Source organism: Mycobacterium sp. 1165178.9 (genome assembly GCF_001673555.1).
Classification (GTDB): domain Bacteria; phylum Actinomycetota; class Actinomycetes; order Mycobacteriales; family Mycobacteriaceae; genus Mycobacterium.
The window spans coordinates 1-13,569 of record NZ_LZMB01000205.1 but is presented as its reverse complement, the minus strand read 5'-3'; the positions used below and the strand labels follow the sequence as shown (position 1 = coordinate 13,569).

Annotated in this window: 12 protein-coding genes and 1 pseudogene; 3 read left to right on the top strand and 10 right to left on the bottom strand. The window is 68.3% G+C overall.

Translation table 11 applies throughout. From position 1 onward, the window contains the following. A partial coding sequence (gene mihF / locus A5652_RS09700; protein ID WP_067349828.1) for an integration host factor, actinobacterial type occupies nucleotides 1–250 on the bottom strand: 250 nt, incomplete at its 3' end. A 944-nt stretch (nucleotides 251–1,194) separates the two neighbouring features. Here mihF and A5652_RS09695 point away from each other — a divergent pair. Then, on the top strand, nucleotides 1,195–1,617 hold the full coding sequence (locus tag A5652_RS09695) for a molybdopterin-binding protein (protein WP_067349824.1): 423 nt from the start codon (nucleotides 1,195–1,197) through the stop codon (nucleotides 1,615–1,617). Nucleotides 1,618–1,630: 13 nt separating this feature from the next. Here A5652_RS09695 and pyrF read toward each other — a convergent pair whose 3' ends face one another. The 8 genes from pyrF to A5652_RS09655 form a co-directional block, all read right to left on the bottom strand. Then, the gene (gene pyrF / locus A5652_RS09690) at nucleotides 1,631–2,455 is read right to left on the bottom strand and encodes an orotidine-5'-phosphate decarboxylase (protein ID WP_067349820.1); all 825 of its coding nucleotides are present in this window, start codon (nucleotides 2,453–2,455) and stop codon (nucleotides 1,631–1,633) included. Next, on the bottom strand, nucleotides 2,452–5,817 hold the full coding sequence (gene carB / locus A5652_RS09685) for a carbamoyl-phosphate synthase large subunit (protein WP_067349816.1): 3,366 nt from the start codon (nucleotides 5,815–5,817) through the stop codon (nucleotides 2,452–2,454). The genes pyrF and carB overlap by 4 nt, the downstream gene beginning before the upstream one ends. Beyond that, on the bottom strand, nucleotides 5,817–6,938 hold the full coding sequence (carA, locus tag A5652_RS09680) for a glutamine-hydrolyzing carbamoyl-phosphate synthase small subunit (protein WP_067349812.1): 1,122 nt from the start codon (nucleotides 6,936–6,938) through the stop codon (nucleotides 5,817–5,819). Before carA ends, carB begins: the two co-directional genes overlap by 1 nt. Next, nucleotides 6,935–7,438 (bottom strand): transporter, encoded by a 504-nt coding sequence (locus A5652_RS09675; RefSeq protein WP_067349808.1) that lies wholly within the window; start codon nucleotides 7,436–7,438, stop codon nucleotides 6,935–6,937. The genes carA and A5652_RS09675 overlap by 4 nt, the downstream gene beginning before the upstream one ends. After that, on the bottom strand, nucleotides 7,435–8,739 hold the full coding sequence (locus tag A5652_RS09670) for a dihydroorotase (RefSeq protein ID WP_067349805.1): 1,305 nt from the start codon (nucleotides 8,737–8,739) through the stop codon (nucleotides 7,435–7,437). Before A5652_RS09670 ends, A5652_RS09675 begins: the two co-directional genes overlap by 4 nt. After that, a complete protein-coding gene (locus A5652_RS09665; protein ID WP_067349801.1) occupies nucleotides 8,736–9,695 on the bottom strand; it encodes an aspartate carbamoyltransferase catalytic subunit in 960 nt (319 codons plus the stop codon). Before A5652_RS09665 ends, A5652_RS09670 begins: the two co-directional genes overlap by 4 nt. Next, the gene (pyrR, locus tag A5652_RS09660; protein ID WP_067349797.1) at nucleotides 9,692–10,255 is read right to left on the bottom strand and encodes a bifunctional pyr operon transcriptional regulator/uracil phosphoribosyltransferase PyrR; all 564 of its coding nucleotides are present in this window, start codon (nucleotides 10,253–10,255) and stop codon (nucleotides 9,692–9,694) included. The genes A5652_RS09665 and pyrR overlap by 4 nt, the downstream gene beginning before the upstream one ends. Nucleotides 10,256–10,598: 343 nt before the next feature. After that, the gene (locus A5652_RS09655; protein WP_067349793.1) at nucleotides 10,599–11,027 is read right to left on the bottom strand and encodes a cellulose-binding domain-containing protein; all 429 of its coding nucleotides are present in this window, start codon (nucleotides 11,025–11,027) and stop codon (nucleotides 10,599–10,601) included. Nucleotides 11,028–11,171: 144 nt separating this feature from the next. Here A5652_RS09655 and A5652_RS09650 point away from each other — a divergent pair, with 144 nt between their 5' ends. Next, nucleotides 11,172–12,386, top strand: coding sequence for a serine hydrolase (locus A5652_RS09650; protein ID WP_067349790.1), 1,215 nt, complete (start codon nucleotides 11,172–11,174; stop codon nucleotides 12,384–12,386). 11 nt (nucleotides 12,387–12,397) lie between these two features. After that, nucleotides 12,398–12,937 (top strand): GNAT family N-acetyltransferase, encoded by a 540-nt coding sequence (locus tag A5652_RS09645; protein WP_067349787.1) that lies wholly within the window; start codon nucleotides 12,398–12,400, stop codon nucleotides 12,935–12,937. On the opposite strand, the pseudogene A5652_RS09635 reads toward A5652_RS09645, so the two are convergent. Beyond that, nucleotides 12,938–13,569: pseudogene (locus tag A5652_RS09635) on the bottom strand (HEAT repeat domain-containing protein); the annotation flags it as partial. It lies immediately after the preceding gene.

Sequence of the window (13,569 nt, the reverse complement as noted above, 5' to 3'; positions counted from 1 at the left end):
TCGGGGCGATCTCCAACTCAGTCATGATCTCCTGCGCCTTGACCTTGCCCACCTTGGGCAACGCCTCGAGAAGCGCGGAAACCTTCATCTTGCCCAGGACTTCGTCGGTCTCGGCGTCCTTGAGCACCTGGGTGAGGTTGGTGCCGCCACGCTTCAGGCGGTCCTTCAGCTCTGCTCGCGCTCGACGTGCGGCAGCCGCCTTCTCCAACGCGGCCGCGCGCTGCTCGTCGGTCAACTGGGGAAGGGCCACGATTCCTCCGTATCTGATCAATCAATTTCAATCGATCTCATTTTGTCTCGCCGGCACTTCTGCCAGCGGAGACGACCGTACTCAGGCCTCCTGACGAAATCTAACCCGGCCCCCTGCTAAAGGGGGCAAAGTCCCAGCATGGACCGGCGGGTGATCGGCCAGAGCGGCGCTCTTACGGGCGTCGGCGACGGTCGCATGTGGCGCCGTCCGGGTATCGAAATTACCTCGGTTTAAGCGCGCCTGTAGGCCGTCTAGCTGCGGTTTTATTGCTCGGCGGCGACGCGGGGCGGGCCGCCCAGCCAGCCCGCAAAGGACGCCGGCAGGCGGCCGTCACGCCCGGTGCGAGGGATCACGGATTTGTTGCGGCGTGTCGCGCGTGTCGCCTCGCCGGTCAAACGGCAGGCCAACGCGGCGTTCGGCGCGGTGCAGCCGGCCTCAGCGGGCCCACCCGGGCCCCTCGAAGGCGCTGTGGGTCCCGAAGCCGCGCGGCGGGCGCCTCGGCACCGTCGCGGCCCGCCAAACCGCCGGCCGCCGAGCTGTGGCACGGCCGGTCGGCCACGCAGCGTCCAGCAACCAGCTCGGTTATCGACCGAACTCGTCGTCGAGGGTGTCGGCCTGGTGGGCTGTCGCGCCCGACGAATGCACACTCTGTGTCCGGGGCGTCCGCGCCGGTGGGCGGCTCGGCATGTTCGGCGCCAGCACGATCTCGCTCCAGAGCATCGCCAATCGTCAAGGGCCGCAGCATCTCTGGCGATCAGGACTTGCCGCAGCGTCTAACCCGGGCGGGAACGACGGTTGCTGGTTTCTCGTGGATCCGTGCGGATGATGCTCCAAACCTCGTACACGCGGAACGATGAAAGTCATAGTTCCGTGATTGCGGATAGACAGCGGCTTCCCGCCCTGTTTCAGCTAATTGGCCGTGTGAAATCCGATACGATCGACCGGTGTCCAACCTGCGAATTCGCCAGGCGGCTGAGCTGCTGGGAGTCAGCGACGACACCGTGCGGCGCTGGATCAACCAGGGCACATTGACGGTCGGCCACGATGCCGCGGGCCGCAAGGTGATCGCCAGCGAGGACCTGGCCCACTTCTCCCGCACCAACGCACCCGCCCCGCCGGCGGACCCGCTCAGCATCGGCAGCTCGGCCCGCAACCGCTTCGTCGGGCTGGTCACGTCGGTGGTCAGCGACAAGGTGATGACCCAGGTGGAGATGCAGTGCGGTCCGTTCACCGTCGTCTCACTGATGAGCACCGAGGCCGCCGAGGAATTGCAGCTGCGTCCGGGCAGCGTCGCGGTGGCCGTCGTCAAGGCCACCACCGTCATCGTCGAAACCGCGCGGCCCAGCACCGCACTGGCGTCGGACTAGCCGACAACCGCGCTCACACGGCCAGGTAGGCCACCGCGTCCAGCATGCGATCGGCCGCTTCGCGCAGTTCCGCCACGTCCGGTCCGGCCCTCAGCACCTCGCGGGCCACGGCGGGCAGCAGCTGCCCGGATTCCGCCCCGCCCAGCCCGGCGAGTGCCTCGGGCCGCCCGCCCTGCACGCCGAGCCCGGGCACCAGGACCGGACCGCCCAGCGCGCTGAGATCGGGCACCTGCAACACCGTCGCGCCGACGACCACGCCGACGTATCCGGGCCCAGACGGGGTCGCGGACCGATTCACCACCGCCGCCTGGTCGACGACCAGCTGGGCCACCGTGCGGCCGTCGAAGGCGGCACGCTGCACCGTGGCGCCCTCGGGGTTGGATGTGGCCGCCAACACGAACACCCCGCGATCGTGTGCCGCGGCGGTCTCCAGCAGCGGCCGCAGCGAGCCGAACCCCAGGTACGGGGTGGCCGTCACGGCGTCGGCGGCCAGCGGTGAATCTCCCGCCCAGGCAGCGGCATAGGACGCCATCGTCGTGCCGATGTCGCCGCGCTTGGCGTCGGCCAGCACCAGCACCCCGGCCGATCGCAACGCCGCGATGGTGCGTTCCAGTACCGCGAATCCCGCGGCGCCGTAGGCCTCGAAGAACGCGACTTGAGGCTTCACCACGGCGAATCCGGAAAACGCCTCGACGCAGATGTCGCAGAACGCGGCCAGCCCCTCGGCGGTCGTGGGCAGGTCCCAGGCGCGGAGCAGCTCGGGGTGCGGGTCGATGCCCACACACAGCGGCCCGCGTTCCGCTTTCGCCTGCGCGAGCCGCGCGCCGAACCCGGTCACCGGTCCCCGTTACCGGGCAGGCCGCCCTGACCGATCTGGCTGTGCAGTTCTTGCAGGCTGCGCACGCCGATGTCGCCACGGATGCCCGCCTCGATGCCCTGGACGGCGGCCGAGGCGCCCTGCACCGTGGTGACACAGGGGATGTTGACCGACACGGCGGCCGAACGGATTTCATAACCGTCGATGCGGGGGCCGGAGTTGCCATAGGGCGTGTTGATCACCATGTCGACCTCGCCGGCCTTGATCGCGTCGACCGCCGACGTCTCGGGGCGGCCCGGCTGCGGGTCCTCGAAGTGCTTGCGCACCTCGTCGCAGGGGATTCCGTTGCGGCGCAACATCTCCGCGGTTCCGTCGGTGGCGAGGACGCGGAATCCCAAGTCGGCCAGGCGTTTGACCGGGAAAACCAGCGAGCGCTTGTCCCGGTTGGCCACCGACACGAAGATGGTGCCCTGCGCGGGCAGCGACCCGTAGGCGGCGGTCTGACTCTTGGCGAAGGCGCTGCCGAAGTCGCGGTCGATTCCCATCACCTCGCCGGTGGATTTCATCTCCGGGCCCAGCAGCGAGTCGATGGCGGCCCCGTCCGCGCGCCGGAAGCGGTGGAAGGGCAGCACGGCCTCCTTGACGGCGATCGGGGCGTTCTGCGCGGCATGCGCGCCGTCCCCGGACGCCGCCAACATTCCCTCCTCGCGCAGCTGGGAGATGCTGGCGCCCAACATGACCCGGGCACACGCCTTGGCGAGCGGGATCGCCGTGGCCTTGGACACGAACGGCACCGTGCGGCTGGCGCGCGGGTTGGCCTCCAGGACGTAGAGCACATCGTCCTTGAGCGCATACTGCACGTTGAGAAGGCCCACCACGCCGATGCCGTGTGCGATGGCCTCGGTCGCGAGGCGTACCTTCTCGATGTCGCTGCGGCCCAGGGTCACCGGCGGCAGCGCGCACGCCGAGTCACCGGAGTGGATGCCGGCCTCCTCGATGTGCTCCATGATGCCGCCGACGTACACCTCGGTGCCGTCGCACAGCGCGTCAACGTCGATCTCCACCGCGTCTTCGAGGAAGCGGTCGACGAGCACCGGGTGCTCGGGTGAGAGCTCGGTGGCCCGGGTGATGTAACCCCGCAACGTCTCCTCGTCGTACACGATCTCCATGCCGCGACCGCCCAGCACGTACGACGGTCGCACCAGCACCGGGTAGCCGATGTCTTCGGCGATCCGCTGGGCCTGCGCGAAAGTGGTTGCGGTGCCGTACTTCGGCGCCGGCAGGCCGGCCGTGGTGAGCACATCGCCGAAAGCGCCGCGGTCCTCGGCCAGATCGATGGCCTCCGGCGGGGTGCCGACGATCGGCACTCCCGCGTCGGCGAGGCGCTGGGCCAGCCCGAGCGGAGTTTGGCCGCCCAGTTGCACGATCACCCCGGCCACACCCGGGCCACCAGCCGCGGACTGCTGCTCTGCGCGGAACACCTCGAGCACGTCCTCGAACGTCAGCGGTTCGAAGTACAGCCGGTCGGCGGTGTCGTAGTCGGTGGACACCGTCTCCGGGTTGCAGTTGATCATCACGGTCTCGAAGCCGGCCTGCGACAACGTCGTTGCCGCGTGAACACAGCTGTAGTCGAATTCGATGCCCTGGCCGATGCGGTTGGGCCCGGACCCCAGGATCAACACCTTGGGCCTCTCGGCCTGCGGCGCCACCTCGGTCTCGGCCGCGGGATCTAGCTCGTAGCTGCTGTAGTGATACGGCGTCTTGGCTTCGAACTCGGCCGCGCAGGTGTCCACGGTCTTGTACACCGGGTGCACGCCCAGCCGCTCGCGCAGCGACCGCACGCCGTTTTCGCCGGCCAATTCGGGCCGCAGCGCGGCGATCTGGCGATCCGACAGCCCGCTGTGCTTACCGCGGCGCAGCAGGTCGGCGTCGAGCACCGGCGCGGCGATCAACTCGGCACGCAAATCGATCAGCTCGCCGATCTGTGCCACGAACCACGGGTCCACCCCGCTGGCCTCGGCGACCTGTTCCACCGAAGCGCCGAGCCGCAGCGCCAATTCGATGTCGTAGAGCCTTCCCTCGGTCGGCGTCCGCAGCCGGGTCAGCACCTCGTCGACGTCGCCGTCGGGGTCCGGTTTGGTCCAGAAACCGACGCGGGTGGTCTCCAGCGACCGCATCACCTTGCCGAGCGCCTCAACAAAGTTGCGGCCCAACGACATTGCCTCGCCGACCGATTTCATGGTGGTGGTCAGGGTGGGATCGGCGCCCGGGAACTTCTCGAACGCGAAGCGCGGCGCCTTGACCACCACGTAGTCCAGGGTGGGTTCGAAGCAGGCCGGCGTTTCCTTGGTGATGTCGTTGACGATCTCGTCGAGGGTGTAGCCGATGGCCAGCTTGGCGGCGATCTTGGCGATCGGGAAGCCGGTGGCCTTGGACGCCAGCGCACTCGAGCGCGACACCCGGGGGTTCATCTCGATGACGATCAGGCGGCCATCGGACGGGTTGATCGCGAACTGAATGTTGCAGCCTCCGGTGTCCACGCCGACCTCACGCAGGATCGCGATCCCCAGGTCCCGCATCCGCTGGTATTCCCGGTCGGTCAGCGTCATCGCCGGCGCGACGGTGACCGAGTCTCCGGTGTGCACGCCCATCGGGTCGAAGTTCTCGATCGAGCACACCACGACCACGTTGTCGTTGCCGTCGCGCATCAGCTCGAGCTCGAATTCCTTCCAGCCGTAGATCGATTCCTCGATCAGCACGTTGGCGCTCGGGCTTTCGGCCAGCCCGGCGCCGGCCATCCGGTCGACCTCCTCGACGGATCGCGCCATCCCCGAGCCCAGGCCGCCCATGGTGAAGCTGGGCCGCACCACGACCGGCAGGCCGAGCTCCTCGACCGTCTCGCGGACCTCTTCCATCGTGAAACACACTCGGCTGCGGGCGGATTCGCCACCCACTTTGGCGACGATGTCCTTGAACATCTGCCGGTCCTCGCCGCGCTGAATGGCGTCGAAGTCGGCGCCGATGAGCTCAACGCCGTGGCGCTCCAGTGCCCCGTTCTCGTACAGCGCGACCGCGGTGTTGAGCGCGGTCTGCCCGCCCAGGGTGGCCAGGAGCGCGTCGATCTTGTTGCCGCGCTCGGCTTGCTGGGCGATGACCTTCTCGACGAATGCGGCGGTTATCGGCTCGACGTAGGTGTGGTCGGCGTACTCCGGGTCGGTCATGATGGTCGCCGGGTTGGAGTTGACCAGGCTGACCTGCAGCCCCTCCGCGCGCAGCACCCGGCAGGCCTGGGTACCGGAGTAGTCGAACTCGCAGGCCTGCCCGATGACGATCGGCCCCGAGCCGATCACCAGCACGTGGTTGAGGTCGGTGCGACGTGGCACTAGCGGCCCTCCCCTGCCATCAGCTCGATGAATTGGTCGAACAGGTATTCCGCATCGTGCGGACCGGCCGCGGCCTCCGGATGGTACTGGACCGAAAAAGCTTGCCCGTCCGCGAGTTTGACGCCTTCGACCACTCCGTCATTGGCGCAGGTGTGGCTGACGATCGCTTGTCCGAAGGGCGTGTCGAAGGACTGGCCGGCCTCCCCTTCGAGCGCGAAGCCGTGGTTTTGTGCGGTGACCGCCACCCGACCCGTTGCGTGGTCGATCACCGGGATGTTGATGCCGCGGTGTCCGAACACCATCTTGTAGGTGGACAGTCCCAGCGCACGGCCCAGGATCTGATTGCCGAAACAGATGCCGAACAACGGGATTCCGGCGCCCAGCACCTCGCGGGTGACGGCGACGATGTGATCGGCGGTGGCGGGGTCGCCGGGGCCATTGGACAAGAAGACGCCGTCGGGCTTGATGTCGGCGACCTGCTCGTAGGTCGCCGACGATGCCAGCACGTGGGTCCGGACGCCGCGGCGGGCGAAGTTGCGCGGCGTATTGGTCTTGATCCCGAGGTCCAGCGCGGCCACCGTAAACCGCGGCGAGCCTTCGGGTTCCACGATGTAGGTGTCCGGCGTGCTGACCTCGCCGGCCAGGTCGGCTCCCAGCATCGACTGCTGACCGCGCACCCGCTGCAGCAGTTCGTCCGCATCGGCTAGCGCGTCGCCGGAGAACACCCCCGCCTTCATCGAGCCGCGGGTGCGCAGATGCCGCACCACCGCGCGGGTGTCGATCCCGGCGATCCCCACGATGTGCTGGCGGACCAGTTCGTCCTCCAGTGTTCCGGTGGCCCTCCAGTTGGAGGGCCGCGGTGACGGATCGCGCACCGCATAGCCGGCGACCCAGATCTTGTCGCCCCGGCTCTCGGCGTCCTCGCCGTTCCAGCCCGTGTTTCCGATCTGCGGCGCGGTGGCCACCACGATCTGCCGGTGGTAGCTGGGATCGGTCAGCGTCTCCTGGTAGCCGGACATGCCGGTGGAAAAGACCGCCTCGCCCAATGTTTGGCCGACCTTGCCGAACGGCGTGCCGGTGAAGACGCGACCGTCCTCGAGCACCAATTGCGCTTTAGTCACGAGCGCCGCCCCTCCTCATGCTGCGATTTGAGCCAGCCGTCGTAATCGTTCCGGTGATTCGCCCGGAAGCCGGTGTCGATCTCGACGCCCGACGGCAGCCGCCAGCGGATCGCCAGGATCCCGACCCGGCCGGTCATTCTGCGCTCCATGCGGATGTGCGTGATCGAGTCCTCGGGGATCCAGATGGGTTGGGCCCGCACGCGTTCCACCATGATGCCCCCGGAGTAGCGGGTCAGCACCGCCTTGCTACGGAAACCCAGATCACCGGCCGCGATCCGCTCACTCCAGCCCGGCGCCATCATGGAGCCGCAATAGTGCCCGCGGGTGGTGATGGTCGCCGCCCCCACCTGGTCCGGGATCTCGGGCAGCGCGCCGATCAGCTCCGCCTGCTGCTGCGAACGCCGGTGCCAGGTCCGCATCATCAGCTGAATCACCACCGTGAGCACGACCACCACCACGGCCGCGAAGATCAGCGATCCCACCAGCGTGCCCGAGTTCATGCCGGGGACTTCCCATCTCGGGCGGTGACCTTGCCGCGCAGCAGCGTGGCGGTCACCGTGGCGGGCAGCGCCATCGCCTCATACGGCGTGTTGGCCGACCGGCTGGCCAGGTCGGAGCCGGAGACGGTCCATGAGGCCGTGGGATCCACCACCGTGAGGTTGGCGGGCTCCCCCACCTCCAGCGGCCGGCCGTGATCCGGCAGGACCGCGATGCGTGCGGGGTTTTCACTCATCACCCGCGCGACGTCCCGCCAGGTCAGCAACCCCGGGACGACCATCGTCTGCACCACGATGGACAGCGCCGTCTGCAGGCCCAGCATGCCGGGACGCGCCGCGGAGAACTCCACACACTTCTCGTGCTCAGCGTGCGGGGCGTGGTCGGTGGCCACGCAGTCGATGACGCCGTCGGCCAGGGCTTGGCGCAACGCCACCGCGTCGGCGGCTTCGCGCAGCGGCGGGTTGACCCGGTTTCGCCCGTCGTAACTGGTCAACCGGCTGTCGTCGAGCATCAGGTGGTGCGGGGTGACCTCGGCGGTGATCGAGATCCCTTGCTCCTTAGCCCATTTCACGATCTCGACGGTGCCGGCGGTGGAGGCGTGGCAGATGTGCACCCGGGCGCCGGCGTCGCGGGCCAACAGCGCGTCGCGGGCGACGATCGATTCCTCGGCCGCCCGGGGCCATCCCGCCAGGCCCAGCCGGGCGGCGGTGGGTCCTTCGTGGGCGACGGCACCGACCGTCAGCCGCGGCTCTTCGGCGTGCTGGGCGATGAGCACACCCAGACCCGTGGCGTATTCCAGGGCGCGACGCATCACCAGCGGGTCGTGCACGCAGATGCCATCGTCGGAGAACACGCGCACCTGCGCCGCCCCGGCCGCCATCATGCCCATCTCGGTGAGCTCTTTACCGGCCAGCCCGACGGTGACGGCGCCCACCGGGTGCACGTCGACCAGGCCGACCTGCTGGCCCCGATGCCACACGTGGTCGGTGACCACCGGGCTGTCGGCGACCGGGTTGGTGTTGGCCATCGCGAACACGGCGGTGTATCCACCCAAAGCCGCTGCAGCCGAGCCTGTTTCGATATCCTCGGCGTACTCACGTCCTGGCTCGCGCAGATGGGTGTGCAGGTCCACCAGGCCAGGCAGTAGCACGTGGTCGATGGCATCGATCACATCCAGGTCTTCCTGGAGGCCTCCGGCCTTGTGGAGACCGGCACCGATGTCGGCGATCTGGCCGTCATCGACCAGCACATCAACGCGATCGCCCTCGCCGTACAAGCGAACCCCGCGCAGCAGTACGCTCACGCCGCACCCTCTTCTCCGGCCGATTCTGTGCCAACCAGCACATGGAAGAGCACCGCCATTCGCACGTGGACACCATTTGAAACCTGTTGCAGCACAGCGGATTGCGAAGAGTCGGCCACCGACGAGGCGATCTCCATGCCGCGCAGCATGGGCCCGGGGTGCAGCACCACGGCATGGCCGGGCAGCATCGCCTGGCGGCGATCGGAAAGCCCGTACAGCGAGGAGTATTCGCGCACCGACGGGAAGAAGCCGCCGTTCATCCGCTCGGCCTGCACCCGCAACATCAGCACCGCGTCGGCGGCGGGCAGCTCGGCATCGAAGTCGTTGGATACGGTGACCGGCCAGCCCTCGACCCCGACCGGCAGCAGCGTCGGCGGCGCGACCAGGACCACCTCGGCGCCCAGGGTGTCCAGCAGCATCACGTTGGAGCGGGCGACGCGGCTGTGCAGGATGTCGCCGACGATCACGATGCGACGGCCTTCGATGCCGCCGAGCCGCTGGCGAATGGTGAGCGCGTCCAGCAGCGCCTGGGTCGGGTGCTCGTGGGTGCCGTCACCGGCATTGATCACCGACGGCCCGCCATCGTCCTTCGCGCCGGTCCAGTCCGCGAGCAGATGCGCGGCGCCGGAAGCCGGGTGCCGGATGATCAGCGCGTCGGCGCCGGCGGCGCGCAGTGTGAACGCAGTGTCGCGCAGCGACTCCCCCTTGCCCACCGACGATCCGGACGCGCTGACGTTGATCACGTCGGCGCTCATCCACTTGCCGGCAACCTCGAAGGACACCCGCGTGCGGGTCGAGTTCTCGTAGAACATCGTGACGATGGTGCGGCCGCGCAGCGTCGGCAGCTTCTTGATCTCGCGGCCCACCAGCGCCTGCGCGAACCGGTCGGCGTCGTCGAGGATGGCGGTGGCGTCGTCGCGGCTCAGGTCGCCGGCGGCCAGCAGATGGCGCGTCATCGTGAGATCACCACCCCGTCGTTACCGTCGTTCTCGCTCAGCAGCACGTGCACGCTCTCGCTGCGTGAGGTGGGGACGTTCTTGCCCACATAGTCGGCCCGCAGTGGCAGTTCGCGATGGCCGCGGTCGACCAGCACGGCCAGCTGCACCACTCGCGGCCGGCCTACGTCGCGCAGCGCGTCCAGCGCGGAACGAACCGAGCGGCCGGAGTACAGGACGTCGTCGACCAGGATCACCAACGCGTCGTCGATGCCACCGGCCGGTATCGAGGTGGCTTCCAGCGGCCGCGGCGGTTTTTGCATCAGATCGTCGCGGTAGAGCGTGATGTCCAGGGCACCGTGGCCGACTTCGACGCCGCTGTACTCGCCGATGTTGGCCGCCAGGCGGTTCGCGAGGATGACACCGCGGGTCGGGATGCCCAGCAACACCACCCGTGGCGCGTCGGGAGCGTCCAGCGCGGTCTTTTCGATGATCTGATGTGCAATGCGGGAAATGGTGCGGCTCACATCGGCCGCCGACATCAACTCCCGGGAATCGCTGCCTAAGCCCGCAGCACCCATGCGAAACTTGACCTCCTTCTCCGCCTCGCCGGACGGATCGTTAAAGGATGTCGACTGCGTGGCAGCGTAGCACTTATTTCGAGCGCGGCGCCGTCAGGCACGTGGGGCGCCGGACGCCCTTCGCCCGCGCCAGTCACATCTGCCCCATCGGTCTCTGAAAAGAGACACATAAGTCTGCTGCCTCGCAGCGGCACGTGGCGTCCGGTTGGCGCCGTGAGCACACCATTCGCGCGTTTGTCGCTGGAAGGCGGGCACGAATTGTGCCCACCCCGCGAGAGGCGGATCAGACGTCACTCAAGAACGCGAGGGCGGCGCGGCAGCATGGCCGCCGGGAGGTGCGTGGTCAGGTGCAGGGAACTTGCCCGTTGAGCACACAATTCGCCGGTGGCGAATAGGAACCCGTCAGCATGCCCCTCATCCCACCGGTGGCCGAACCACCGGGTGCGATGACCCGATTCCAATTCGCGGGGCCGAGAACATAGTGCGTCCCAGATTGGGTAATGGTGCTGTTCCACGTGTGCACGACGGATTCTCCCGCCGGCAAGTCGAATTCAAGCCTCCAATCGGCTAGCGGCGCCATGCTCGCGTTGACGATGGTGAAGCGGGCGATGAAACCGGTCTGCCACGTGTGTTCCACCGACAAGGTCGCCGTGGCCGCGGCCGCATGGGCTCCGGGGGCGACTGCGAGTCCGAGGACGACAAATGTCAAGGCGGACACTGTTACGTGAAGCGCTGCGCGCCAGCGCTTCACACAATTGTTGAGTCCGGACATAGCAGCCAACAGTAAAACCACGCAGCGATATCGGCCCTCGCATCGCGGGTACGCTGCAGTACCTTTGCTCAACCGAGACCGTCATGAAATTTTGGCCCCGACACGGGTAACCGAGCGCTGCCACCGGCCCGCTAACCTGACCAGGTGAATCGCTCGACGCTCAATGGCAATGCCGCCTCCGTCAGGGAAGTGTGCGACGCCGGCCTGCTCGCCGGTGCGGTGACGGTGGTCTGGCAGCGCGGAGAACTGCTACAGGTCAACGAAATCGGCTACCGCGATGTGGATGCGGGTCTGCCGATGCAGCGCGACACGCTGTTTCGCATCGCGTCGATGACCAAGCCGGTGACGGTCGCGACGGTGATGAGCCTGGTCGACGAGGGCAAGCTGACGCTCAAAGATCCGGTCAGCCGCTGGGCGCCCGAGCTGGCCGACCTGCGGGTGCTCGACGATCCGCACGGCACGCTGGACCGCACCCACCCGGTGAACCGCACCATCCTGATCGAGGATCTGCTCACCCACACCAGCGGGCTGGCCTATGGCTTCTCGGTGTCCGGGCCGATCTCCAAGGCCTACATGCGGCTGCCCTTCAATCAGGGCCCGGACGCCTGGCTGGCCGAGCTGGCCAAGCTGCCGCTGGTGCATCAGCCCGGTGACCGCGTCACCTACAGCCACTCCATCGACCTGCTGGGGGTCATCGCCTCCCGCATCGAGGACAAGCCGTTCCACGAGGTACTCGACGAACGGATCCTCGGCCCGGCGGGCATGACCGACACCGGGTTCTTCGTTTCGCCCGAGGCACGGCGCCGCGCGGCCACCATGTACAGGCTCGACGAACACAGCCGGCTACATCATGGGGTGATGGGCCCACCGCACATCACGCCGCCCTCGTTCTGCAACGCCGGTGGCGGATTGTGGTCGAGCGCCGACGATTACCTGCGGTTCGTGCGGATGCTGCTCGGCGGCGGAACGGTCGACGGCGTGCGGGTGCTTTCGGAAGAATCCGTCCGGCGCATGCGCACCGATCGGCTCACCGAGGAACAGAAGCGGCACAACTTCCTGGGCGCGCCGTACTGGGTGGGCCGCGGCTTCGGGCTGAACCTGTCACTGGTGACCGATCCGGCCAAGAGCACGCCGCTTTTCGGGCCGGGCGGGCTCGGCACCTTCAGCTGGCCCGGCGCCTACGGGACCTGGTGGCAGGCCGACCCCAGCGCGGATCTCATCCTGCTTTACCTGATTCAGAATCTGCCGGACCTGACCGTCGATGCCGCCACCGCCGTCGCCGGCAACACGTCGCTGGCCAAACTCCGCACGGCACAACCGAGATTCGTCCGCAACACCTATCGCGCCCTCGACCTCTAAAGTCACTCCCGATGCCCGGCTACCCACCCGATCGCATCAGCGGCCCGCGGCTGCTGCTACGCCCGCCCACCCTCGACGACGCCGGGGCGCTGTTTCAGCGGGTCGCCCGCGATCCGCAGGTCACCAAGTACCTGCTGTGGGCGCCGCATCCCGATGTCGCCGCGACGCGGCGCGTGATCACCGAAAAACTCAACGCCAGCGCGGAGGAGAAGACCTGGGTCATCGAGTCACGGCACCGCGGCGAGGTGATCGGGCTGGCCAGCTGTCGACGCACCGCGCCGCATTCGGTCGAGGTCGGCTATTGCCTGGGCCGACGCTGGTGGGGTAAGGGATTGATGTCCGAGGTGCTCGGCATGCTGCTCACCGCCCTGGACGCCGATCGCGAGGTGTATCGCGTCTGGGCCACCTGCAGTGTGGACAACGAACGCTCGGCGCGACTGCTCGAGCGCGCCGGCTTCTTCCTGGAGGGGCGGCTGGCCCGGCACGCGGTCTATCCCACGATGGGGCCGGAGCCCCAGGACAGCCTGCTCTATGCCAAGATCCTGCGTTGATCAGGCTTTTTCCGCCATGCCGTCCTTCTCGAGCGCGCGGCGAGCATAGGCCCGCACGTCGGCGTCGCCGTCCTTGAGCGCAAGCCCCAACGCGTCCCGCGCGGCGGCCTCCCCGGCCCACCGGGTCAGGGACAGTACTGCCGCCTTGCGCACGTCCAAATGGGCGTCACCCAGCGCCTCGGACAGATGCGGAACCGCGAAGTCAGCCGGCGCGCCGGCCAGCGCGCGCGCCGCGCCTTCCCGCACGCCAGGCCGGCGCCCGCAACGCCGCCTTGATCGCGGCGTAATCGTCTTGGCCACAGCCCAATTGGCCCAATGTGGCCAGCGCGGCCGCGCGGACCAGCGGGTCGGTGTCGGCGACCAACCCGCGCACGGCGTCGGCACCACTACGCAGCGTCGCCAGCCCGGCGGCCGCCGCGATGCGCACCTCGCGGTTCTCATCGCCGGCGGCGGTGACGACACCCTCCACGTCGTCGACGGACACCAGCGCCCGCACCGCCTCGATGCGGACCCGATGATCAACGTCGTCCAGCGCGCGGCGGTACTGCGGGGCGTCGCCGGCCCGGCGTGCGGCCAGCACGTACAGTGACGCCGCGCGCACCACCCGATCGACTGAATCCAGGTGTTCCCGA

Bases quoted from the DNA above. Each gene is read 5' to 3' on its own strand.
- A5652_RS09675 (WP_067349808.1), bottom strand. From the start codon at position 7,438: ATGAACTCGGGCACGCTGGTGGGATCGCTGATCTTCGCGGCCGTGGTG.
- A5652_RS09665 (WP_067349801.1), bottom strand. From the start codon at position 9,695: ATGACGCGCCATCTGCTGGCCGCCGGCGACCTGAGCCGCGACGACGCC.
- pyrR (WP_067349797.1), bottom strand. From the start codon at position 10,255: ATGGGTGCTGCGGGCTTAGGCAGCGATTCCCGGGAGTTGATGTCGGCG.
- A5652_RS09655 (WP_067349793.1), bottom strand. From the start codon at position 11,027: ATGTCCGGACTCAACAATTGTGTGAAGCGCTGGCGCGCAGCGCTTCAC.
- A5652_RS09645 (WP_067349787.1), top strand. From the start codon at position 12,398: ATGCCCGGCTACCCACCCGATCGCATCAGCGGCCCGCGGCTGCTGCTA.